Raw genomic sequence first — 22,500 nt, 5'->3', positions numbered from 1 at the left:
GCACCCCGATGGCTGGTTCTTCGCGCCCGGGCGTGGTGGGGGGCGCCAACAATGGGCACGCGCTGAGCGGAGGGACATCGGTGGCCGGCAGGCGGAGGGGCGAACGTGATCCGGGTACTTCTCGTGCACGACGAGTGTCTGGTCAGATCGGTGCTGGCGGAGTGGCTCCGCCGCGAACCCGATCTGGCCGTGTTCGACGCGTCCTGGCGCGCCGCGCCGGGGCGGGTGCGGTCCCTGCGCCCCGAGGTCTGCGCGGCGGACCTGGACTGCGCCGACGCGGTCGGCATCCCGCCGCTCGCCGATCTGCGCGGCACGGGCGGCCCGCACCCCGGCCTGGTGGTCCTCGCCAACGCCGGGAGACCCGGCCTCCTCAAGCGCGCGGCCGAGGCGGGCGCCCTCGGCTACGTGGACAAGGAGGGCTCCCCACAGCGCCTGGTGTCCGCGATCCGTGAGGTCGCGCGAGGGAGACGTTTCATCGACGACTCCCTCGGCTTCGGCTTCCTCAAGGCCGCCGAGATGCCGCTGACCCGGCGGGAGTTGAGCGTGTTATCCCTGGCTGCCGAGGGAGCCTCCGTCGCGGAGATCGCCGGCAGCCTGCACCTCTCGCACGGGACCGTGCGCAACTACATGGCCGCGATCACCCGCAAGACGGGGGCGCGCAACAGGATCGACGCGATCAGGATCTCGCAGGGGGAGGGCTGGCTCTGAGGCCTCGCGCGAGCGGACCGGCACAGGGGCCGGGGACCACGCGCCGACCAGGTCCCGGTAGAGCGGTGAGCGGGCCAGGAGGCCGTCGTGGTCCCCGTACGCCACGGACCGGCCGTCCATGACCAGCACCCGGTCGGCGCGGCGGGCCGAGCTGACGCGGTGCGCGACGACCACGAGGGTCGTGTCCGGCCGCCGGGCGAAGGCCCGCTCCGCGCGTTCCTCGGACTCCGCGTCCAGATGGCAGGTCGCCTCGTCGAGGATCACGACCGACGCATGCGACAGGTACGCCCGCGCCAGCGCGACGAGCTGCCGCTCCCCGGCGGACAGCGCGCCTGGGTCGACCTCGGCGGCCGGACCGCCCAGCCGGATCATCACCTCGGTGAGTCCCACGGCCTCCGCGGCGGCCCACAACTCGTCCTCGGGCACGGGTTTCGGCCGCAGCTCGCCGAGGTTTTCTTCGAGGGATCCCCCGAAGACGTACGCCTCCTGCGGGATGAGCACCCGGTGTGCGCGGGATGTGGCGCAGGGTACCGGCTGCCCACACAAGTGGACGGTGCCGTGCCGGGGGCGCAGGAGACCCGCGACGATCCCGGTGAGCGTGGACTTGCCGACGCCGCTGGGACCGACGACGGCGAGATGCGTGCCGTGGGGGACGCGGAGGTCGAGTCCGTCCAGGACAGGAGCGGCGGAGGCGCCGTAGGCGAAGGTGACGGAGGAGAGGACGAGGGCGTCGCGGGAGTCCCCCGGTGACGGGGCGGGCGTCGGCGACGGGATGCGCGTCGGCGGTGGGGAGGGCGCCGGGGCCAGTCTGCGGAGCACCACGGCGAGTCGGGAGCCGCTGGTGCCCAGGCCGTGCACCAGGTTCTGCAGGGCGGGGAGGAGGGACTGGGTGACGTAGGCGAGAGCGCCGATCAGGGCGCCCGGCGTGACTCCGCGGTCCAGCAGCCAGGGGGCGGTGACCAGCAGCAGGACGACGGGCAGATGGCCACCGACGGTGAGCGCGGCGACCCGTGCCACACCCCAGCGTGCCAGGGAGTTCGCGGCACGCAGCTCGGCGTCCACGCGCCGGCCGGCGTCGGCGGCGACGGAGTCCTCCGCGCCGCCGGCCGTGATGTCCCGCAACCCCGGGCAGACGGCACCGAGCCGGTCGGCGAGCGCCTCGTCGGCGACGAGGAAGGTCTCCTGGCGGCGGGCCAGGGGCCGGAGCGTGACCAGGAACAGGGCGACACCGACGACCAGAGGGGGGCCGACGACCAGCAGCAGCGGCGGGGCGAGCGAGAAGAGCCCGACGAGCGCGCCGGCGGAGGTGAACAGGAACGAGCGGGACACCATGACGAGTCCGGCGAAGGTGTCCCGGGCGATCTCCACCTGCTGCGTCAGCCCGGACAGGGCCCCGCCGTCCGCCTCCCGGACCCCCCGTCCGACGACCCCGCGCACCAGCCGGTCCCGCAACGGTTCCACGAGCCCCGCCACGCACCCGTACACCCGCCATGTGCCCAGCGCCCCCAGCAGCACCGCCGCCGCGGCGGCTCCGAGCCACCCCAGCCCGACCCCGGCCCGCCCCGCCAGGAACCCGTCGTCGAGGGCCCGCGCGAGGGCGTACCCCATGAGGAAGGTCTGCCCCGTCTCCGCCACGGACCACAGGGCCAGCCGCACGACGACCCGTGCCCGCCCCCGGAGATAGCGCAGGCCCCGACGGAAGAGGCCGTCGCCCTTCACCGGACCCCTCCGCCGGGCGCGGCCCGGGACGCGCTGCCCTCGCGGACGGCGTCCGTCCGGTCAGTTCGGTCCGTCCGGTCAGTGGGGTCCGTCCGGTCCGTGTCGTTCGGCGCCCGCGTCCCGAACAGTTCCCGGTACTCCGGCGTCCGCCACAACTCCGCATGCGGCCCCACCGCGCGCACCCTCCCTTTCTCCAGCCACACCACCGTGTCCGCGCGGGCGGCCGTGGTGACACGGTGCGCGACCAGCAGACGGCTGCCGCCCGCGGTGGGACGCAGGAGGGCGTCGGTGATGTCGTGTTCGGTCAGGGTGTCGAGGCTGGAGAGGGCGTCGTCGAGCACCAGCAGACGACTGTCGCGGGCGAACGCGCGTGCAAGGCCCAGGCGTTGGGCCTCACCACCGGACAGGGGCGCTTCGGCGCACCGAGTGGCGTAACCCTCGGGGAGGCGTCGGACGAAACCGTCGGCGTGCGCGGCGCGGGCCGCCTCCCGCACCCGGGCGGGGGAGGGGCGGACCACGCCGAAGGCGATGGTGTCCTCCACCGACTCACCCAGCAGGGCCGGGCGTTCGAAGGCGTGGACGATCGCCCGCCGCAGCTCGCGGCGTTCCAGCTCGGGCAGGGGCACCCCGTCGAGCCGGACCTCCCCCTCGTCCGGATCCACCAGCCGCCCGGCCACCGCGGCGAGCAGCGACTTGCCCGCGCCCGACCGGCCCACCACGGCGACCGTGGCGCCGGCCGGGACCACCAGATCGACGCCATCCAACACGGCGCGCCCACCCCGGCGGACGGTCACGGAGCGCAGCTCCAGCCGCCCCGTCCCGGAAGGCGGCAGCGCGCGTTCCCCGTACGAAGTCGGGGGTTCGCCCGCCAGCTCGTCCAGCCGCTCGGCCGCCGTCCGCGCGCGGACCAGGCCCGTGAGCTGCCCGACCAGGACGCCGACGCCCGCGGCGAGGACGGCGTAGCGGGACGCGGCCAGCAACTCGCCCACGGACAGCTGCTGTCGGGTGAGCAGGACCCCGGCGGTGGCGACGATCGCGAGCTGCAGGAGCGGGGCCACGGTGGCCGCCCGGGCGGCGGCGCGGCCCTGGACGAGCCACATGCGGTGACCCTCGCGGGAGAGTTCGGGCAGGGGGCGCAGGACACGCGCGACGGTGCGCTCGGCCGTTCCGGCGGCCGCGATCGTGCGGTGTCCGGCGACGGCCTCCGCCAGGCCGCCCGCGATACGGCCCTGGGCCCGCTGGTAGCGCGTCACACAGTCGGAGGAGTCCCGCGCGAGAGCGCGCAGCAGCAGCACGAGCAGCGGTGCGCCGATCAGGAAGGCCGCCCCGAGCCGCGGGTCGATCACCGTGAGGGCCACCACCGCGCCCAGGGGCCCGGCGAGCGCGGCGAGGAGCGCGGCGGCGGTCGCGGGGGCCGATCCCGCCTGGGCCGCGTTCCCCACGAGCCGCGCCACCATGTCCCCCGGGCCGAACCGGGCGACGGCCCGGGGTCCGACGGCCAGGACGTGCCGGACCAGACCGTGGCGCAGCCATGCGGTGGCCCGGGCGTTCGTGGTACCGCCGAGCACGGTCTCGACCGCGTCGAGGACGGCCGCCACGAGGACCAGCACGGCGCACCACAGCACTTGGCGCGAGCCGTCCGGATCGCCGGCGAGCAGCAGGTCGAGGGCCCGGCCCAGCGCGACGGGCAGCAACAGGTTCGCCCCCGTCGAGGCCATGGACACGAGTGCCAGGGTCGTGCAACGGGGGCCGGAGCGGCGGACGATCGAGCGCAGCAGGGGGACGGACACGGCCGCCGGGCCGTGGGCACCGCCTTCGGTGAGGGTCGTCATACCTGTCCTGACGTGGGACGACCGGATGAACGGCCGGGGTGATGGCCCGATGAGGGAATCGTCAGAATGACGGATGGGCCCCGGACGGCCCCTCCCCGGACAGGGGAGAGGAACCGTCCGGAGCCGTCGGCGCGACTCAGCCGCCGTGCCGGTCCGACGGGCGGCTGCCCGGGTGACCCGGACGCCCCGCTCGGACGATCAGAGGCAGATGATCAGAGGCAGAGCGTGATGCTGGCCGCGCTCACACAGGACAGCACGCTCAGGGAGCTGGGGCCGCCGGTGCCGGTCGTCTCGTCGGCTTCCATCGTCTGCAGGTCGAGAAGTGCCATGTCGATTCCTTTCGATCGGTGGCCCGCTCGGGGCCCTTGTGGGGACGGGATTGGTGCGTCACGACTCCGCCGGGTGGCGGAACCGCGTCAGTGGGGCCGCCGTCGGAGCGGCGGCAGGAACGGAAGGTGCGCCGTGGCGTCGCTGTCGGCGGCGGCGTGGGCCGCGCCGAGGGCCAGCAGGCACCCCGCCGTTCCGGTACCGAGGTCCATGGAGAGCCGCATCAAGTGATTGCCGGGGAAGGCCAGTTGGCCCTGGTAGGGCATCGAGTGCCAGCCGAGGGCGGCGATCTGCTCCGTCAGCCGCTCGCGCGGGGCACCCGTCCGGGCGAGGTGCAGGATCATCCCGGCGCGGCCCTCGAACAGCCCCGGCTGCGCGTAGAAGCGATAGGACGCGGCGGCCAGGACGCCCGCGCGGACCCGGGCGAACTCGTCCGCCGGGCGGGCGAGTCGACCGTCACCGTCATCGGCACGGGTACTGCCAGCGGCAGCGGCAGCCGCACCGCCACCGGCGCCGTCACGGGCACCGTTACCGCCACCGGCATCGACGGCGTCGGTCGCCGCCGCGTAGTCGTCGAGCACCATCCCGACGCCCACGCTCCCGTCGCCGAGGTACGGCATCGTCCGCCAACCCTCGTCGACGGCCAGCCCGCCGTTCTTCTGCTCGACGAGACACTCCAGGTCCTGTCGCAGTGCCTCGCCCGCCGCGTCGAGCAACGCGCGCTCGCCCGTGGTCTCGTACCGGCGCAGCAGGAACAGCGCGGGTCCGCTCGCGCCGCGCAGCAGGCCGGCCCGTCGGCGGGGCGGTGCCGGGCGGGGCTCGGCGAGACGCCGGACCAGCAGGTCGGCCGCCCGCGCCGCGTGGTCGCGCAGCGCGGCCTCACCGGTGGTCCGCGCCAGCTCGTCGAGCACCAGTCCGAGCCCGGCGAGCCCCCCGCGCAGGTCGGACGACAGCTTGTGCCACTTCTCGCCGAGGATCTGCTCGACGAGGTCCAGGGCCCGCTGCCGGTGCCCCAGCCGCTCCAGGGTGTGGGCGACGCCCGCGAGACCGTCGTACAGGCCGAGCGGGGTGCCGATCGGCACCGGGTCGGTGTGGTCGAGCAGCCAGCGCTCGCCCTCCTCGTAGCGTTCGGCGCCGACCTCCGCGAGGGCGTACAGGACCCCGGCCGCGCCGTGCGCGAGCCCGAGGCCGCCGCCGTCGGAGAACTGGGCGACGTCGCCGGGGAAGAGCCGGTCGTCGCGCTCCGGTGTCGCGGAGGCCAGGATCGCCTTGACCATGGAGTCCCGGCTGTAGGGCCAGTCGCCGGGCTCGGCCGGCGACCAGCCGCCCGCCCCGGAGACCACGCCGCCAGCCCCGGCCGCCACGCCGCCCGCCCCGGCCTCGGGTGCCCGGGTGCGCGCCAAGGGTGCCGGTGTCGGTGTCGATATCGGCGCCGGTGCCGACCCCTTCGCCCCGATGTCACGGGAGATCTCCGCCACCGCCTCGTCCAGGAACGCGCGCGGCACCTGCGGGAACTGCTCCGCGATCACCGCCGCCAGATGCGCGGCCTTCGCCCGCTCCACCACCAGCAGCGAGGTGACCGGCAGGAACAGCGCGAGGCGCAGACACGCGAGGGCGTAGCGGTCGACGTCGGGGCCGGTGCGGTCCGGGGGCGCGAGGAAGCCGGGGTGGGCGACGACCTGGCGGCCGTTCTCCTCGGCGGGTGCCGCGGCCTCGAAGTCCAGCAGCGACACCGAGTGCTCGTCGGGCGCGACCATGATGTTGAAGACGTGCAGGTCGTTGAAGACGATCCCGCGTGCGTGCACCGCCTCGACCGCCTCCTCGACGGCCCGGTGGACGTGTAACGCCCAGGCCGTGTACGCGGCGACCGCGCCCGGCTCGGGATCCGCGGCCAGCAGGGGGTGCCGTTCGGCGACGTACGAGTTGAGCGGGCGGCCCTCGACGAAGTCCATGACCAGGAAGCGGTGGTCGCCGAGCGTGAACCAGTCGCGCACCTCGGGCACCACCCCCAGCCCGGCCAGCCGCTCCAGCGCGGCCCTCTCCCGCTCCAGCCGGGTCACCGCGTCGGCCCCGTCGGCGGCCAGCCCCGCGTGCGGGCGCCCCTCCTTGAGGACCACCCGGCGGCCGTCCCGGGTGTCGGTGCCGACGTACACCCCGCCGCCGTTGGAGAAGTGCAGCGCCTTCTCGATGCGGTACGGCAGGTCGCCGACCGTGGTCGCGTTGCGCGCCGCGAGCTGCGGCTCCAGGAATGCGGGCAGGGTCACCCAGTCGGGCACATGGAAGGTCGGCTTGCGCTGGTCCGGGACCAGGGTGCCCGCGCCGTCCCGCACCGCCGGGACGAGCGTGCCGCGCTCGTCGACGACGAAGGAGCGGGCGAAGGCGCCGTAGCGGACGTACAGCGGGCCCTCGTTCCAGCGCAGGTCGGTGAGGATGTACGGCCCCTCGAAGCCCTCCAGGAGCGCCCCGAGCTCGCGCAGGACGAGGTGCAGCTGCTCCTCGTCGGCCGGGTAGACCGTCACGAACTTGCCGCTGGTGTCGCGGGCCGCGTACTTCGCGTTGCGCAGGTGCAGCAGATGCGGGCCCGGCACGAACTTGAACGGGATCCGCCGGGGCACGCAGTAGTCCCACACGATCGCCGCGACACGGTCCGCGTTCGCCCGGGTGGCGGAGGCGTGCACCTTCCATCCCTGGGTGGGCCCGGGACGGGGCCGCCCGCCGTCGTCGACCGGGGTCAGCGTCAGCCAGTCCCCGATCCGGGCGGCCCGCCAGCCCTCGGGGACCGCGCGCCCCGCCGTCTCGTAGCCCGGCGCCGCCGTGCCGGCGCGGTCACCGGCCGACAGCCGGTCCGGCGTCTCGTAGAAGTGCCGGTCGGCGAGCGCGTACGCCTCGTACCGCTTGTCCATGCGCGTCCCCCGAGTCGTGTGCCGTCAGTGCCGTCGCCCCCTGGGCCGGGTGAGGACGAGCCTTCCAGCCCGTCCTGGGACCCGACAGTCACGGCTGTCACCAGTGACCCGTCACGCCTGTCACGCGGTCGGTGTGCGGAACGCACGAGTAAAGATCTGTTCGGGTTCTTTCGATCCCGGACGGCCCCCGTGGGCAGGTCCCCGGCCTCGCCGAACGCTCCCAGGGGCTGCGCGAGCGGGCCGGAAGCGCTGTAATTGCGGACGTGGTCAGTGAGGGCGCTGCGGAACACGGAACGAGGGCGCTGCGTGCCGAACTCGCGCTCAGCACGCTCGGCGGCGATCTCGATCCGCACGAGCGGCTGCACGCCATCCTCGAACAGGTGCTCGTTTTCACCAGTGCGACCGTCGCCGCCGTGTACCTCCCGGACGGTGAGGGCGAGGCCCTGTCCCTCACCGCCTCCGCCGGCGTGCCCAGGAACCTCTACGGGCTCTCCGACAGCTATCCGGCGTCGGGCACCGCCCCGGTCGCCGAGACCTGCCGCTCGGGCCGCCCGCGCTGGCTCGCCTCCACCGACCTGTCCCGGGACGCCGACCCGCACCAGGGCACCGACCCGCGCCAAGACGCCGATACCCCTCAGGGCGCCGAAACCTCCCAGGACGCCGACGTCCGCCGTGCCCTGCCCGAGGGCTTCTCGCTCGGCCTGCTGCCGCTGCGCGAACGCGGCTGTCTCGTGGCCGTCGGCGACGGCACGGACGCCTTCGACGCCGAGGACCGGCGCTGTCTCGGCGTGCTCGCCGAGGCGGCCGCCGATGCCACCCCCGCCCGGTCCGCCGCGTCCGGAGCCTCGTTCGACCTCGCCATGGACACCGGGCGGGTCGAGGTCGACGACGGGCTGCTGGAGCTGTTCGGCATGGGCCCGGACGACTTCGACGGCCGCGTCGAGACCCTGATCGCGCTGACCGTGCCCGAGGACCTGCCGGCGCTGATGTCCGTCGTGGAGGCGGACCACATGTCCATCGGTGACCGGGAGCTGGAGTTCCGCATCCTCCAGCCGTCCGGCGAGCAGAAGTGGCTCCGGCTGCGCGGCCGGATCCTGCCCGGCGGCGAGCTGCGGCCCGCCCGTCTCGTCGGCACCGTCGCCGACGCCTCCACCCTGCGCACCGGACGCGGCGACGTGGCCCGCATCCAGCGCCTCGCCGCCGCCCTGGCCACCGCAGGCACCGTCCGGGACGTCAGCCAGGCCGTGGTCACCGCCCTGCGCAAGCCGCTGCAGGCCGACCGGATCGCCCTCGCCGAGCTGGAGGGCGACCGTCTGGTCGTCACCGTCCTCGATCCGCCGCAGCCGGAGGTCTGGCCCGAGGTGTGGCGCTCCGAATGGCGCTCCGAGTGGCCGGACGCGCCCGTGCGCACCATGCCGACCCTCGCCACCGCCCTGCGCGAGGGACGCGCCGGGATCTGGCCCGCCGGAGCCGATCTGGAACCGGCCCTCGCCGACGTCGGCCCCGGCGGCCTCGCCGTGCTCCCGCTGCCCGCCGGCGGCCGCATGGCGGGGGCGTGCCTGATCGGCTGGGACAACCCCCACGACTTCGGCCCCGAGGAACGCGCCCTGCTCACCGCCGCCTCGGGCCTGGCCGGGCAGGCCCTGATGCGGGCGCACGCCTTCGACGCCGAGCACGAACTCGTCGGCATGCTCCAGCGCACCCTGCTGCCGCGCCGGCTGCCCCAGCTGCCCGGCGCGGTCGCCGTCGCCCGCTATCTGCCCACCACGGCCGGACTGGAGGTCGGCGGCGACTGGTACGACGTGATCCCGCTGCCCGACAACCACGTGGCCCTCGTCATCGGCGACGTCCAGGGCCACAACGCGGGCGCCGCCACCCTGATGGGCCAGATGCGCACCGCGCTGCGCGCGTACGCCGTCGAGGGGCACCCCCCGGACGTCGTCGTCTCGCACGCCAACCGGCTCCTCATGGACATGGAGACCGACCTCTTCGCGACCTGCTGCTACGTCGACATCGACATGGAGGAGGGCTCCGCCTGGTACGTCCGGGCCGGCCACATCCCGCCGGTGCTGCGGCACCCGAGCGGCAGCACCGAGATCAGCGAGGCCGAGGGCGGCCCACCGCTCGGCGTCGTCATGCAGGCCGACTTCCCGATGAGCCCGCTGCGGCTGACCCCCGGCACCCTGCTGGCCCTCACCACCGACGGCCTCGTGGAATCCGCCGACGTCGACGTGGAGGACGGGCTCGACCATCTCGCCGCCGAACTGTCCGCCGCCGACCCCGCGCACCTCGGCGTGGTCGCCGACACCCTCCTCGGCGGCGCCAACCGCGACGACGACGTGGCCCTCCTGCTGGTGCGCTACGACGGCATGGCGCTGCGCCCCCAGCGCGAGAACTGGAGCGTGTGGCGCGTCCCCCAGGCGGTCGGGCAGGCCCGCCGGTACACCCGGCGCGTGCTGCGCCGCTGGGGCGTCGAATCCATGGCCGACAGCGTGCTCCTCGTGGTCTCGGAGCTGGTCACCAACGCCCTCGTGCACACCGACGGCCGGGTCCGCCTCGACCTCACCCTGCTCGCCGACCGCCTGCGCGTCTCCGTCGCCGACTCCTCCCCGCGCACCCCGATGAAACCCACCGTCATCGGCTGGGAGGCCACCGGCGGCCGCGGCATCCTGCTCGTCGAGGCCATGTCCACCGCGTGGGGCTCCGTCCCGGTCAGCGGCGGCAAGCAGGTGTGGGCGGAGATCCCCATCGAGTGACACCCTGGCAGGGTGCGTCTGCTGCTCCTCTCCGACACCCATCTGCCCAAGCGCGCCAAGGCGCTGCCCGGCCCCCTCCTCGCGGAACTGCCGCGCGCCGACGTCGTCGTGCACGCCGGCGACTGGGTCGACGAGGACACCCTCGACCTGCTCCAGGCCCGCTCACGGCGGCTGATCGCCGTGTACGGCAACAACGACGGCCCCGGCCTGCGCGCCCGCCTCCCCGAGATCGCCCGTGCCGACCTCGCCGGGCTGCGCCTCGCCGTCGTCCACGAGACCGGCCCCGCGCAGGGCCGCGAACCCCGCTGCGCCGCCCGCTTCCCCGACACCGACGTCCTGGTCTTCGGCCACAGCCACATCCCCTGGGACACGACGACGTCCACCGGCCTGCGCCTGCTCAATCCCGGTTCCCCGACCGACCGCCGCCGGCAGCCCCACTGCACCTACATGACGGCGACGGTCACGGACGGCGCCCTGACGGAGGTCAACCTGCACCGACTGCCGCCCAGGACCTGAGCAGGGGCGGCACCGTCGCCCTTCACCGGGCCCACGTCGTCGCCCTCACCGGGACGGCGCCGGCGGATGGATCACCCCGGTCGTCTCCGTCAGCGGCACCCCGCTGCCGCCCCACCGCAGCGCGACGATCTCCGCCGCGACGGACACCGCCACCTCCTCCGGCGTACGGGCACCGAGGTCCAGGCCGACGGGGGAGCGCAGCCGCGACAGTTCGGCCGCGTCCAGCCCGGCCTCCCGCAGCCGCCGGGTGCGGTCCTCGTGCGTCCGCCGGCTCCCCATCGCCCCGACGTACGCGGCCGGCCGGCGCAGCGCCTCCTCAAGGAGCGGTACGTCGAACTTGGGGTCGTGGGTGAGCACGCAGACGACCGTACGGTCGTCGGTGGCGGTGCCGCGCAGATAGCGGTGCGGCCAGTCGACGACCACCTCCACGGACGGCGGAAAGCGCTTCGGCGTGGCGAAGACCGGGCGGGCGTCACACACGGTCACCCGGTACCCGAGGAAGTCGCCGATCCGGGCCACCGCCGCCGCGTAGTCGATCGCGCCGAAGACCAGCATGCGCGGCGGCGGCGCGAAGGAGTGCAGGAAGACGGTGACCGTGTCCTCGCGCCGCTCGCCGCGCTGGCCGTAGTGCCGCGGCCCGGTGACACCCTGGGCCAGCTCCCCGCGCGCGTCGGCGGCGATCGCGGCGTCCAGGCCCGCCGTGCCGAGGCTGCCGAGGGTCCGCTCCGGCCACACCGCCAGCGTGGCGCCGAGCCGTCCGGGGCCGCCGGTCACGGTCGCCACCGTCACCGGACGCCCCGCGCCCACCGTCTCGGCCACCGGCCCGAACGACGGGTCCTCGGCCGCCGTCACCCGGCGCACCAGGACCGTGATCTCCCCGCCGCAGCTCAGCCCCACCGCGAACGCGTCGTCGTCGCTGTACCCGAAGGTCGCCGACCGCGGCTCGCCGGACGCCAGCACCTCCTGGGCCAGCTCGAACACCGCGCCCTCCACACAGCCGCCGGAGACGCTGCCCACGACCTCGTCACCGGGCCCGACCGCCATGGCGGCCCCCGGCCCGCGCGGCGCGCTCCGGCTGACCGCGACGACGGTGGCGAGTCCGAAGGGGGAGCCCGCCGCGTACCACGCGCCGAGCGCCGGGAGGATCTCACGCATCGCCCGCTCCTCTCGCCTCCCCTCCATCCAAGTACGTGGGCGGGGGTACGGCACACCGACGGGCCGCCCCTCGCCGGCGTGCGTCCGTGCGAGGGGGCCGACCGGGCGCGCGGACGCCCAGGGGGATGAGGGACCGCGCCCCTGTTCGGGTGGCCTGCGCCGTCCGCCGCGCCCGGCGCGTTGCCATGCGGGGCCCCGGTACATGGAATGGCCATGCTCCTGAGTCCGAGCACCCACGACCACTTTCACCTGGGAGGATGCATGCCTTCTGCCACTGCCCGCGGCGCCGTGACCCTCGGCGCCCTGGCCGCAGCTCTCGCCACGTCGCTCTCCGCGCCGGCCGCCGCGGACGTCGGGGACGAGGACGTCGTACGAGTCAAGCTCGTCGGCCAGGCCGCGCACGACACCGCCGCCGCGCAGACCGAGCCCGGCGACAGCTGGACCACCTATCTGCACCTGCACGACCCCAAGGGCAAGTACGTCGGCGACGGCGGCTCGCGCTGCACCCTCGTCGAGGCGAACCGTCAGCGGTCCACGGCCCAGTGCACCCGCGTGCTGCGCCTCAAGGGCGGGGAGATCACCCTCCACGACATGATCAGCCGCAAGGGGGACGAGCGCGTCACCGCCAAGACCTCCATCGCGGGCGGCACGGGCATCTACAACGACGCCGAGGGCGAGGGCTACATCACCGTGGAGCCCGGCCGCTTCGTCTTCGACCTCTACGTCGATGACTGACCGGCACCCCCGCGCCGACGGGCCGTCGGCCGTTCCGCCGTCCGAGTGCACCTTGTCCGACCTGGAGGTTCAGTGATCACATCGGCTGTCCGCGGGGTGCTCGTCACCGCCCTCACCACCACGCTCGCCCTGCTCCCGACGACGGCGCAGGCCGAGCAGAAGGACCAGGACAACGACATCGAGAAGGTCGAGCTCGTCGGCGTCAACCGGGTCGCCACCTGGCCGTCCCTGGACGGCGTGGTCGGCGGCACCTGGACCACCCCGCTGGACCTGTACACCCCGCACAAGGCCAAGAAGTCGGGGAAGACGGAACTGCGGTACGCCGGCGACGGCGAGTCGGAGTGCGACGTGGTGCGCAGCGAGGCCCGGGCGGTCACCGCGCAGTGCACCCGCGTGCTGCGCCTGAAGAAGGGCACGCTGACCCTCAGCGACATGGTCGACTACCGGCCGCTCCAGCCGGTCACGGCCAAGACGGCCATCGTCGGCGGCACGGGCCACTACCGCTCCGCCTACGGAGACGGCTACCTCACCCTGGACGGCCACCGGACCCACATCGTGCTCAACGTCGACGAGTGACGCGCGGCTGACCGACCGGTGCGGGAGACGTGCTGCGCGTCCCCGCACCGGGTGCGTCCGGGCCGTCCTCAGTCGTTCACGCCCGAGGTCTTCTCGATGAGGCGGGTGAACACGATGAGCGCACCCAGCGCGGGCAGCAGACCGGCCAGGGTCCACAGGACGCAGAACCCCGCCGACGCGCTGACCGTCATGAGCAGCAGCGTGGGCGCGTCCTCGGAGATCCCGGCCATCAGCAGCAGGAACACGATGGACAGGATCCCCATGCCGATGATGGTGAAGAACGGCCACAGATAGTTGACGACGGGCAGCAGCCGGGCCTTTCTCGCCTTGCGCAGAAAGGTGTTGTCGCAGGCCCGGGTGATCATCGCCAGGACGGCGAACACGGATCCGATGATGACGCCCACCATGGAGACGGCGACGCCCAGCACCTCGTCCATCGGCAGGTCGTCGTCGTGCCCGATCCAGGCGCCCCCGAGACCGCCGAGCGTCGCCGCCACCGGTTCCCCCCACCACCAGCTCCGCAGGCTCACGTGCACGAGCCGCATGTACTCCTTGAAGTACTTGTTGCCCGTGGTGCGTCCCGGGGGCTCCTCGGGGGAGGAGCCGATGTCGGTCCGCGGTTCTGTGCCCATGAAAGCCCAGCCCGATGGTGGTCGGTCGCGCCGAGCCCCCTCACACGTGGCTCGGTCCTGGTCGCGTCATTTCGTCACGGGCCGGGCAGGAGGCCGTCACCGCCCGCCTTGCGGCTCTCCGCCTCCACCGCCGCCTCGTACCGGCCCATGTCCCGTATCGCGTCGTACAGCGACGCGCAGCGCTCGTTCCGTGCGCCCGAGCGCTTCTCCCCCTCCGGTGGCCCGAGGCGGTCGAGTCGGGGCAGGGCACTCCTCGGGTCGAAGTCACGCGTGCCTGGCTTGTGTTCGCGGAGCCCGCGAAAAGAGCTGTCCACCGCACATACCACCTTTCGTGTACACCGGACGGAGTACGGGAGAAACAGGCTCAAACTGTGATCAACCATAGGCCGCTCCCGGCGACAGGGCCCTCCCTGGTGACGTTCGGGTGAACATCGCCTGAACTCCGGGAGGCGGGCACCGGGCGTGCGCCGGGCGTGCGTCGGGGGTGTCTCCCGCGCGGCTCAGGGGGACCCTTCGGCCGGCCGCGCCGGCCCCGCGCGGTCGCGCGAGGTCAAAGAATCGGTCGTGACAGGTGAACTGTCTTGCGAAAACGGGTACTTACTCGTGCGTCAGTTGCTATTGACGACTCGCCTGCCCATTGGGACGGTAGTGCACATGTCGAATGTGGCGGACATGTCAAGATTGCGCATGAGTCTGCTCGGTGTCCTGGTACTCGTCACCGGCTTCCTGACCACGGCGGGCCCCACCCAGCCCGCCTCCGCTCTCAGCGACGAACTCTGGTTCGACGCACAGGCCGCGGCCACCCTCACGGTCGACGGCGGCACTTTCAAGGACGGACTCGGCCGCGAGGTCGTCCTGCGCGGCTACAACGTCTCGGGTGAGACGAAACTCAAGGAGAACAACGGTCTGCCCTTCGCCTCGGTCGCCGACGCGAAGAAGTCGGCGACCGCGCTCAGGGCCCTCGGCGGCGGCAACTCCGTCCGCTTCCTGCTCTCCTGGGCCTACGCGGAACCGGTGCGCGGGCAGGTGAGCACCTCCTACCTGGCGGCGGCCACCGCGCAGATGGGCGCGTTCCTGGACGCCGGGATCAAGGTCTATCCCGACTTCCACCAGGACCTCTACTCCCGCTGGCTGTTCGACTCCGACAGCTGGTACACCGGCGACGGTGCCCCCAAGTGGGCCGTCGACCTCGGCGACTACCCCGACGAGTACTGCGGGGTCTGCCCGTTCTGGGGCCAGAACATCACCTCCAACGCGGCCGTGACGAAGTCGACGTACGACTTCTGGCACAACACCTACGGTGTCCAGGACTCCTTCCTGGACACCGCCCAGAAGACGATGACGTATGTGAAGGCGAACCTCACGACCGCGCAGTTCCAGGGCCTCGTCGGCTTCGACCCGTGGAACGAGCCGCACCCCGGGACCCTCGACTCCGGGCAGACCAGCAGGACGTGGGAGAAGAACGTCCTGTGGCCGTTCTACGTCAAGTTCCGCGCCCGGATGGACGCGGCGGGCTGGCAGACCAAACCGGCCTTCGTCGAGCCGAACCTGTTCTGGAACGCCAACATCGACTTCCAGAAGCAGGAGGGCGGACTCCTCGACGCGGGCACCATCGGACCGCGCTACGTCTTCAACACCCACTTCTACGACCAGAAGGCGATCTCCGGCGTCTTCATGTGGGGCAAGGCGGAGAACGGCCAGTACGTGAACGACTTCGGGACCGTCCGTGACCGGGCCACCGCCGGGGGCACGACGGCCATCGTCAGCGAGTTCGGACACCCGCTCAGCGGCTCGGTCTCCGACAAGGCGCCCACGGTCTACAAGGCCATGTACCAGGCGCTGGACTCCCGGGTGAAGGGCGTCGACTGGTGGTCGAACCCGACCGCCTCCGGCCCGGTCCTCTCCGGCTCCCAGTGGCAGTGGGACATCTACTGGGGCCGCCACCACGAGCTGATGAACGACAACCCCGACAAGGTGCAGACCGAGGCCGACGGCTGGAACGGAGAGGACCTCTCCGCCGTACGCCTCGACGACTCGGGCACGGCCGTGCTCCGGCAGGACGCCCGGATGCTGGACCGCGTCTACCCGAGCGCCACAGCGGGCCGCACGGTCGCCTTCACCTACGAGGACCGCTCGCGCGACGGCTCCACGACCCTGACGTGGAACCCGGTGCCCAGCTCGCTGCCGACCGTCTCCTCGCTCGTCGGCTCCGGCCAGTACTCCCTGCTGGTCTGGCGCTCGGACGGCAGCACGGAGCCGACCGAGCTGCACCTCCCGGCGTCCTTCCCCACCGCGTCCACCACGGTGGTGTCCGACCTCGGGGTGACGGCCTCGCCGCCGGCGTACACCACGTCGACTCCGATCGCCGCCGCCAAGGAACCGGGCGGTACCGGCAGCCGCCGTCTGCTCCTCACCGCCGCCGACTCGGGCAAGCTGCACTACGCCCTGGTCACCAACGGCGCGACAGCCCCGACCGCGACGCAGCTGAGCGCGGCGCGGACGGAGCTGTCCAACTGGCTGACCACCAGGTTCAGTTAGCCGAGGGTCCGGTCCAGTCGGCGGGCACCTGTGCCACACGCACCCGCTGGGGGTGGTCGCCGACTGCGACGGACACGGTCTTCTTCCCGGTGGCGAAGTCGATCGCGGTGACCTGGTCGGCGCCGCTCTCGGAGACCACACAGGACTTGCCGTCACCGCTGACGGTCGACCAGTACGGCTTGGAGACGGGGACCAGCGGGCCCTCCTGGAGGGTCGCGCGGTCCACGACGGTCGCGTAGTCGTCCATCGTGCCCGCGATGCACAGCTTCGTGCCGTCCGGCTTCATGGTGAGGCCGTGGTGGCGGGAGTCGTTGACGAAGGTGGTGCGGTCGTCGCTGACGCCCGGGGACTTCGGCAGGGTCTTGGTACGGGTGATCTTGTCGGTGGCGATGTCGTACTCGAAGAAGCCGTTGAAGAACGACACCTGGAAGTACAGCTTCGTCTCGTCCGGCGAGAAGGCGGCGGGGCGGACCGCGTCCGAGTAGTCGCTCAGCCCGATGGCGTTGAGCCGCTCCCGCATGTCGATCACCTTGACCTGCTGGAAGGTGGTGGCGTCGGCGACCGTGATCTTGCGGTCGCCCTTCGTCCAGTCCAGCCAGGGCGCGTCGGTCTGGGTGTTGACGTCACCGATCGCCATGTTCCAGATGTACTTGCCGTCCTTGGTGAAGATGTTCTCGTGCGGCTTGTCGCCGGTCTTGAACGAACCGACCTGCTTGCCGGTGACGATGTCCAGGACGTGCACGGTGTTGCCGGTCGACGCCGACACCGCGACGCGCTTGCCGTCGGGGGAGACCGCCATGTGGTCGGAGCGGTAACCCGACACGGGGAAGCGCCAGTTGATGGCGCCGGTCCTGACGTCGATGGAGACCACGTCGGCGAAGCTCGGGCGGGAGACGACCATCGACGAGCCGTCCGGCGTGGAGTACATGTCGTCCACGTACTGGTCGTGGCCCTCGCCCACGCTGTTGCGGATCGTCATGTAGGCGATCCACCGGATCGGATCGGCGTTGATCTCCGCCATCCGGGCGTCCTTGTCGGGGATGACGTTGATCCGGCCGATCTTGGCGAAGTCGCCGGAGGCCTTGATGACGTCCGCGGTGCCCTCCCAGTTGTTGCCCACGAACATCACCTCCCGCAGGTCGGCGGCGGCGCTCGCCGGGGTCGCGGTCGCCGCGGCGGACGTGGTCAGCGCGAGCGCGACGGCGACGGCACCGAGGTGCCGGTTCCTGCGACTACGGGGGGTGGGGGAGAGGGGCATGTCGGATCCTCCTGCGCGGGCGGAGTCTGAACACACCTGTGTTCAGAGCAGACTTACTGGAAAGTAAGGAACGGTCCCGCTTCACCACAAGACCAGGGACACGACAAAATCGAGCGACGGCCGCATCGGCCGTGCACGGTGAGGTTCCGTCGGGAGGAGAAACGTGTCGGGCAGGCTCAAACAGCCCACCGGCCGTTACGGGGGCAGATCCGCGGCGGAGCGCCGGGCCGAGCGCCGGGACCGCTTCCTCGACGCGGGGTTACAACTCTTCGGCGACACTCCCGGCTTCCGGGCGACGACCATCGCGGCCCTGAGCGAGGCCGCCGGACTGTCGACCCGCCAGTTCTACGAGGAGTTCCACTCCCTGGAGGACGTGCTGGCCGCCCTCCACCTACGGGTCAACGACTGGGCGGAGGAGGCCGCGCTCGCCGGACTCGCCACGGCGGAGGGGCGGCCGATCGCCGAGCGGGTCTCCGCGGCGTTCCTCGCGTACGCCGCCAATGTCACCGGAGACCCGCGCCGGCTGCGCATCACCTTCACCGAGATCGTCGGCGTCAGCCCCCGCATGGAGCGCCAGCGCCTCGAACGCCGCGCCCGCTGGGTCGACTTCATCTGCGCCGAGGCCACCGCGGCGGCGGAGCGCGGTGAGGCCGTCCACCGCGACTACCGCATCGCCGCGACCGCCTTCATCGGCAGCGTCAACGGCCTCCTCCACGACTGGCAGGCCGGCTGGGTCGATGCCCCGCTGGACGAGGTGGTCGACGAACTGGTCCGGCTGCTGCTGGGGATACTGCGACCGGTGGGATGGAGACCGGGGGAGGGTGAAGAGGTGGAACGGTAGGGGACGGCCGGGTGGTTCTTCGGATGCGGGTCCGGTGGGGCTTCTCGCGCAGTTCCCCGCGCCCCTGAAAAGCAGGGGCTGCGCCCCTGCTTTTCACGCCCTCAGCCCGCCAGTCGGTTCACCGCCGTCAGGACCGGGGCCACTCCGTCCTCCCTGCGCAACTCGTCGGCCAGGGCGCGGGCGCGACGGCCGTAGGACGGGTCGGTGGTCGCCCGTCGCAGGGTGGCCGTCAGGGCGGCGGGGGTGAAGCCGCGCAGCGGTACGGCGCCCGGGGACACCCCGAGGGCGACCAGGCGGGCCGCCCAGAAACCCTCGTCGAACTGGACGGGCACCGGCACCGCCGGGACCCCGGCGCGCAGGCCGGCGCCCGTCGTGCCCGCGCCCGCGTGGTGGACGACGGCCGCCGTCCTCGGGAAGAGCAGGGAGTGCGGGACCTCGCCCACGGTGAACATGTCGTCGCCCTCGCCCCGCAGTTCGCCCCAGCCGCGCTGGATCACCCCGCGCAGCCCGGCCGCCCGCAGGGCCCGTACGACCGCCTCGCTCATCCGCTCGGGATCGGGCACGGTGGCGCTGCCCAGGCCCACGAAGACCGGCGGCGGACCGGCGTCGAGGAAGTCCAGCAGCGGGGCCGGCAGCCGGTCCTCGCTGTCGTACGGCCACCAGTAACCGGTGACGTCCAGCCCGGCCCGCCAGTCCCCGGGCCGTGGCACCACCCGGGGGCTGAAGCCGTGGAACACCGGCCGGCCCAGCCGCTCACGGGCCCGCCGTGCGGCCGTCCGGCCGGTGCGCGGAAGCCCGTACTCGGCGCGCAGCCTGCGTACCTCCTCCGCGAAGATCCATTCGACGGCCGTGTTCACCGCGTGCCCGGCCGCCCGGTTGCCGACCGGGCCCCAGGAGCGCACGCCGGTCATCGGGGGCGCGAACTCCCTTGTGGGCGCGAGGGGTTGGAGGTTCACACCGAGCGTCGGGATCGACAGGCCCTGGCCGATGGTGTGGCCGAGGGGCGCGAGGGTGCCCGCCAGCAGCAGGGCGTCACTGGCGCGGGCGGCGGCCACCAGGTCGCCGGCCATCCGTCCCACCAGGCTCCTGGCCATCTCCGCCGCCCGGTACAGCTTCCCGGCGCCGGTGGCGCTCCGGTGCAGCCCCCGCCCGCGTTCCGACTCCAGCTCCGCCCGGGGATCCACGGGCAGGGAGTGGAAGGCGACCCCCGAACCCGCCACCAGGGGTTCGAAACGGGCGTGCGTCACCAGGGTGACCTCGTGCCCCGCCCGCACCAGCCCGTGTCCGAGTCCGGTGTACGGCGCCACGTCACCCCGGGAACCCGCCGTCATGATCGCTACACGCACGCCCGTCAGTATGGCCGCGCGACCGCGGCCCGTCAGGGGGACGGCACCGCGATGACCCGAAAGAGCCCCTGTCCGAAAGCGCACCGCGCCGCCGGGGATCCGCCGTGAGCGGTCCGGGGCGACGCGGCGCCCCGGGCGGTCACTCGTCCCAGGCCTGGACCATCGTGTGGTCGACGATCTTCCCGTCCTTGAGGGAGATCATGGAACTCGCCAGGACCCGCACCCCGTCGGGGTATTCGCAGGACTCGGTGAACGCGACCTGGTCGCCCTGGACCAGGCACTGCTCGACCTTGTGGGTCATCTCCCGGCTGCAGACGTCGTCGAACATCGCGCCGATCTCGGACCGGCCGTGCAGGACCTTGGGGTGGCTGGGCTGGGTGTTGCGGTCCACGACGCGCAGTTCGGCGTCGTCCGCGTAGAGCGACGTCAGCGTCGCCGCGTTCGCTTCCTCCGTGCCCCTGCGCAGCGCTTCGACGTCGAAGGCGGGGCTGGTCGAGGTGCCCATGAGTGACCTCCTTCGAAAGGCCGTGGCCCGGCATGGGTGAACGGGCCGCGAACGGCCTCTCCTTCGAGGCTCCCCCGTCCGGCGGGACTCGGCAAGCGCAGGCGCGGGCACGCGTCGAACAGCGTCGTGCTCCTCTCCCGTCCGCCCCTGCGCCTCACGGGTGAGCGGCCGTGACCGCAGGGGCCCGGCGAGCGTTGCTGAGGGCATGATCTCAACTCGACGTATCGTCGCCGCCGTGGGTCTCGCCGTCGGTGTCACGGGCCTGGCCGCACCGATGGCGAACGCGGACGCCGTCGCGGAAGCGACGCGGCTCAACCCGATGACCACGCTGGACTCGCTCGCCGTCAGCGATCTTCCCGAGGAGCAGCGGGCGGCCCTGCCGCGCCCCTCGCAGCAGCTCAAGAGTCTCAACCAGGTGCACGAACTGAACCGGCTCAACGAATTGCACCAGGTCACCGACATGGCCGCCCCCGCCCTCGGCCTGCTGGGCGCCATCGAGTAGCGAAGCCGGCCGCGTCCGTTCCGGAGCCCCGCCGCGTTCGTCGCGGTGGGGCTCTTGACATGCCCGGGGGCCGGGCAGAGCATCACGGAACAGTAACGTAATTGAATTTCGCACTACGAACGTTCACGAGCGATCATGCTCGATCACGTACCGTCGTCGATACGTACCCCGAGGAAGCCGCATCATGGCCATCACCCGTGACCTTCTGATCGGCGGCAAGGACGTGCCCGCCACGTCCGGCCGCACCGCCGAGGACCTCGACCCGTACACGGGGGAGGTGTACGCGACGGTCGCGGCGGCCGGGCCGGAGGACGTCCGGCGAGCCGTGGACGCCGCCGACGCCGCCTTCGAGGAGTGGGCCGCGCTCGCGCCGTTCGCCCGGCGGGCGATCTTCTTCAAGGCGGCCGACCTGCTGGAGGGCCGGGGCGACCAGGTCGCCGAGATCATGGCCCGTGAGGCGGGCGGCACACGGCCGTGGGCGTACTTCAACGTGGCGCTGGCGGCGAACATCCTGCGCGAGGCCGCGGCCGCGATCACCGCGCCGCGCGGCGAGGTCCTCAGCAGCCAGAAGGAGGGCGCGCTCGGCCTCGCGGTACGCGAACCCCTGGGCGTGGTCGCCGCGTTCGCCCCGTGGAACGCGCCGGTCATCCTCGGTGTCCGGGCCGTGGCGGCGCCGCTGGCCGCGGGCAACACCGTCGTCGTCAAGCCCAGCGAGGACGCCCCGATCGCCTGCGGGCTGCTCGTGGCGGACGTGTTCCGGGAGGCGGGGCTGCCCGACGGGGTGCTCAACGTCGTCACCAACGCCCCCGAGGACGCGGCTCGGATCGCCGAGGCGCTGATCTCCGACGAGCGGGTGCGCGCGGTGAACTTCACCGGCTCCACCGGTGTCGGCCGGATCATCGGCGAGCACGCGGCCCGTCATCTCAAGCCCGCCGTCCTGGAGTTGGGCGGCAAGAACTCCGTGATCGTCCTCGCCGACGCCGATGTGGACTACGCCGTCGACGCCGTCACCTTCAGCGTCTTCATGAACGCCGGACAGATCTGCATGTCCGGCGACCGCATCCTCGTCCACGAGTCGCTCGCCGAGGAGTTCGCGCAGAAGTTCACCGCCAAGGTCGCCACGCTCCAGGCCGGCGACCCGAACCACCCGCACACGGTGGTCGGCCCCCTGGTGAGCGCCGACGCCGCCCAGCGGATCGCCGCCCTGGTCAAGGACGCCGTCGCCAAGGGCGCCACCGTGCTCACCGGCGGCGGGCAGCCCGAGGGCTCGGTGCACCCGGCGACCGTGCTCACCGACGTCCCCCAGGACGCCGACCTGTACTACCAGGAGTCCTTCGGCCCGCTCTGCGTCCTGCAGTCGTTCGCCGACGACGCCACAGCCGTGGCCGTCGCCAACGACACCGACAACGGCCTGAGCTGCGGCATCATCACCGAGAACGCCACCCACGGACTGGCCGTCGCGCGCCGGATCCGTACCGGCATCGTGCACGTCAACGACCAGTCCGTGGCCGACGAGCCGATGGCCCCCTTCGGCGGTGTCAAGGCCTCCGGCTACGGCCGCTTCGGCGGACGCTGGGGCATCGAGGCGTTCTCCAACACCCGCTGGGTGACCATCGCCGGCCAGCAGTCGCACTTCCCGTTCTGACCCCCG

At 72.9% G+C, this 22,500-nt stretch carries 18 protein-coding genes and 1 pseudogene; 9 read left to right on the top strand and 10 right to left on the bottom strand.

Annotated elements, in window-relative coordinates:
* Positions 1-105: 105 nt before the first annotated feature.
* A pseudogene (locus tag HW837_RS14740) lies at positions 106-624 on the top strand (LuxR C-terminal-related transcriptional regulator); the annotation flags it as partial.
* Here the strand turns inward: HW837_RS14740 and HW837_RS50040 are convergent.
* The 4 genes from HW837_RS50040 to lanKC all read right to left on the bottom strand — a co-directional run bounded on the left by HW837_RS50040 (position 547) and on the right by lanKC (position 7,489).
* Positions 547-2,316 carry an ABC transporter ATP-binding protein gene (locus HW837_RS50040; protein WP_336512502.1) on the bottom strand — a complete coding sequence of 590 codons (1,770 nt, stop codon included), beginning with the start codon at positions 2,314-2,316 and terminating at the stop codon, positions 547-549. The pseudogene HW837_RS14740 and the gene HW837_RS50040 overlap by 78 nt on opposite strands.
* A gap of 107 nt (positions 2,317-2,423) precedes the next feature.
* Positions 2,424-4,259, bottom strand: coding sequence for an ABC transporter ATP-binding protein (locus tag HW837_RS14730; RefSeq protein ID WP_193379594.1), 1,836 nt, complete (start codon positions 4,257-4,259; stop codon positions 2,424-2,426).
* Positions 4,260-4,471: 212 nt separating this feature from the next.
* Positions 4,472-4,588, bottom strand: coding sequence for a SapB/AmfS family lanthipeptide (locus HW837_RS14725; protein WP_005483995.1), 117 nt, complete (start codon positions 4,586-4,588; stop codon positions 4,472-4,474).
* Between the two features lie 87 nt (positions 4,589-4,675).
* Positions 4,676-7,489, bottom strand: a complete 2,814-nt coding sequence (gene lanKC, locus HW837_RS14720; RefSeq protein WP_193379595.1) for a class III lanthionine synthetase LanKC — start codon at positions 7,487-7,489, stop codon at positions 4,676-4,678.
* A gap of 263 nt (positions 7,490-7,752) precedes the next feature.
* On the opposite strand from lanKC, the gene HW837_RS14715 reads away from it, so the two are divergent.
* Both HW837_RS14715 and HW837_RS14710 read left to right on the top strand, forming a co-directional pair.
* Positions 7,753-10,245: a SpoIIE family protein phosphatase gene (locus tag HW837_RS14715; RefSeq protein ID WP_193379596.1), complete on the top strand. Its 2,493-nt coding sequence runs from the start codon at positions 7,753-7,755 to the stop codon at positions 10,243-10,245.
* A gap of 12 nt (positions 10,246-10,257) precedes the next feature.
* Positions 10,258-10,761, top strand: a complete 504-nt coding sequence (locus tag HW837_RS14710; RefSeq protein WP_045560091.1) for a metallophosphoesterase family protein — start codon at positions 10,258-10,260, stop codon at positions 10,759-10,761.
* A 45-nt stretch (positions 10,762-10,806) separates the two neighbouring features.
* Here the strand turns inward: HW837_RS14710 and HW837_RS14705 are convergent, their stop codons facing one another.
* Entirely contained in the window at positions 10,807-11,916 is a 1,110-nt protein-coding gene (locus HW837_RS14705; RefSeq protein WP_193379597.1) for an XdhC family protein, read from the bottom strand.
* A gap of 261 nt (positions 11,917-12,177) precedes the next feature.
* Between HW837_RS14705 and HW837_RS14700 the strand changes: the two genes are divergently transcribed.
* Both HW837_RS14700 and HW837_RS14695 read left to right on the top strand, forming a co-directional pair.
* Complete coding sequence (locus HW837_RS14700) at positions 12,178-12,651, top strand: hypothetical protein (protein WP_143110733.1); 474 nt, start codon at positions 12,178-12,180, stop codon at positions 12,649-12,651.
* Between the two features lie 72 nt (positions 12,652-12,723).
* Positions 12,724-13,227: a hypothetical protein gene (locus tag HW837_RS14695; RefSeq protein WP_193379598.1), complete on the top strand. Its 504-nt coding sequence runs from the start codon at positions 12,724-12,726 to the stop codon at positions 13,225-13,227.
* 68 nt (positions 13,228-13,295) lie between these two features.
* Here the strand turns inward: HW837_RS14695 and HW837_RS14690 are convergent, their stop codons facing one another.
* Positions 13,296-13,859 carry a hypothetical protein gene (locus HW837_RS14690; protein WP_045560095.1) on the bottom strand — a complete coding sequence of 188 codons (564 nt, stop codon included), beginning with the start codon at positions 13,857-13,859 and terminating at the stop codon, positions 13,296-13,298.
* Positions 13,860-13,933: 74 nt separating this feature from the next.
* Complete coding sequence (locus tag HW837_RS14685) at positions 13,934-14,173, bottom strand: hypothetical protein (protein ID WP_045560096.1); 240 nt, start codon at positions 14,171-14,173, stop codon at positions 13,934-13,936.
* Positions 14,174-14,513: 340 nt separating this feature from the next.
* Here HW837_RS14685 and HW837_RS14680 point away from each other — a divergent pair, with 340 nt between their 5' ends.
* Complete coding sequence (locus HW837_RS14680; RefSeq protein WP_093790545.1) at positions 14,514-16,397, top strand: glycoside hydrolase family 5 protein; 1,884 nt, start codon at positions 14,514-14,516, stop codon at positions 16,395-16,397.
* Here HW837_RS14680 and HW837_RS14675 read toward each other — a convergent pair.
* Positions 16,390-17,655 carry a YncE family protein gene (locus tag HW837_RS14675; protein WP_045560098.1) on the bottom strand — a complete coding sequence of 422 codons (1,266 nt, stop codon included), beginning with the start codon at positions 17,653-17,655 and terminating at the stop codon, positions 16,390-16,392. The two genes, HW837_RS14680 and HW837_RS14675, sit on opposite strands and share 8 nt — an antisense overlap.
* 163 nt (positions 17,656-17,818) lie before the next feature.
* On the opposite strand from HW837_RS14675, the gene HW837_RS14670 reads away from it, so the two are divergent.
* Positions 17,819-18,496, top strand: a complete 678-nt coding sequence (locus HW837_RS14670) for a TetR/AcrR family transcriptional regulator (protein ID WP_193379599.1) — start codon at positions 17,819-17,821, stop codon at positions 18,494-18,496.
* A 101-nt stretch (positions 18,497-18,597) separates the two neighbouring features.
* Here HW837_RS14670 and HW837_RS14665 read toward each other — a convergent pair whose 3' ends face one another.
* On the bottom strand, positions 18,598-19,827 hold the full coding sequence (locus tag HW837_RS14665) for a glycosyltransferase (protein WP_193379800.1): 1,230 nt from the start codon (positions 19,825-19,827) through the stop codon (positions 18,598-18,600).
* Positions 19,828-19,981: 154 nt separating this feature from the next.
* Positions 19,982-20,347 (bottom strand): nuclear transport factor 2 family protein, encoded by a 366-nt coding sequence (locus HW837_RS14660; RefSeq protein WP_045560101.1) that lies wholly within the window; start codon positions 20,345-20,347, stop codon positions 19,982-19,984.
* A gap of 205 nt (positions 20,348-20,552) precedes the next feature.
* Between HW837_RS14660 and HW837_RS14655 the strand changes: the two genes are divergently transcribed.
* Both HW837_RS14655 and HW837_RS14650 read left to right on the top strand, forming a co-directional pair.
* Positions 20,553-20,849, top strand: coding sequence for a hypothetical protein (locus HW837_RS14655; protein ID WP_045560102.1), 297 nt, complete (start codon positions 20,553-20,555; stop codon positions 20,847-20,849).
* 184 nt (positions 20,850-21,033) lie between these two features.
* Positions 21,034-22,494, top strand: a complete 1,461-nt coding sequence (locus tag HW837_RS14650) for an aldehyde dehydrogenase family protein (protein ID WP_045560103.1) — start codon at positions 21,034-21,036, stop codon at positions 22,492-22,494.
* Positions 22,495-22,500: the final 6 nt, after the last annotated feature.

Origin of the sequence: Streptomyces caniscabiei, assembly GCF_014930365.1 — a bacterium.
Lineage (GTDB): Bacteria > Actinomycetota > Actinomycetes > Streptomycetales > Streptomycetaceae > Streptomyces > Streptomyces caniscabiei.
This window is presented reverse-complemented; position numbering and strand designations above follow the sequence as displayed.

Bases quoted from the DNA above. Each gene is read 5' to 3' on its own strand.
- HW837_RS14705 (WP_193379597.1), bottom strand. From the start codon at position 11,916: ATGCGTGAGATCCTCCCGGCGCTCGGCGCGTGGTACGCGGCGGGCTCC.
- HW837_RS14725 (WP_005483995.1), bottom strand. From the start codon at position 4,588: ATGGCACTTCTCGACCTGCAGACGATGGAAGCCGACGAGACGACCGGC.
- HW837_RS14655 (WP_045560102.1), top strand. From the start codon at position 20,553: ATGATCTCAACTCGACGTATCGTCGCCGCCGTGGGTCTCGCCGTCGGT.
- HW837_RS14680 (WP_093790545.1), top strand. From the start codon at position 14,514: ATGTCGAATGTGGCGGACATGTCAAGATTGCGCATGAGTCTGCTCGGT.
- HW837_RS14660 (WP_045560101.1), bottom strand. From the start codon at position 20,347: ATGGGCACCTCGACCAGCCCCGCCTTCGACGTCGAAGCGCTGCGCAGG.
- HW837_RS14650 (WP_045560103.1), top strand. From the start codon at position 21,034: ATGGCCATCACCCGTGACCTTCTGATCGGCGGCAAGGACGTGCCCGCC.
- HW837_RS14700 (WP_143110733.1), top strand. From the start codon at position 12,178: ATGCCTTCTGCCACTGCCCGCGGCGCCGTGACCCTCGGCGCCCTGGCC.
- lanKC (WP_193379595.1), bottom strand. From the start codon at position 7,489: ATGGACAAGCGGTACGAGGCGTACGCGCTCGCCGACCGGCACTTCTAC.
- HW837_RS50040 (WP_336512502.1), bottom strand. From the start codon at position 2,316: ATGGGGTACGCCCTCGCGCGGGCCCTCGACGACGGGTTCCTGGCGGGG.
- HW837_RS14665 (WP_193379800.1), bottom strand. From the start codon at position 19,827: ATGACGGCGGGTTCCCGGGGTGACGTGGCGCCGTACACCGGACTCGGA.
- HW837_RS14730 (WP_193379594.1), bottom strand. From the start codon at position 4,259: ATGACGACCCTCACCGAAGGCGGTGCCCACGGCCCGGCGGCCGTGTCC.
- HW837_RS14690 (WP_045560095.1), bottom strand. From the start codon at position 13,859: ATGGGCACAGAACCGCGGACCGACATCGGCTCCTCCCCCGAGGAGCCC.
- HW837_RS14675 (WP_045560098.1), bottom strand. From the start codon at position 17,655: ATGCCCCTCTCCCCCACCCCCCGTAGTCGCAGGAACCGGCACCTCGGT.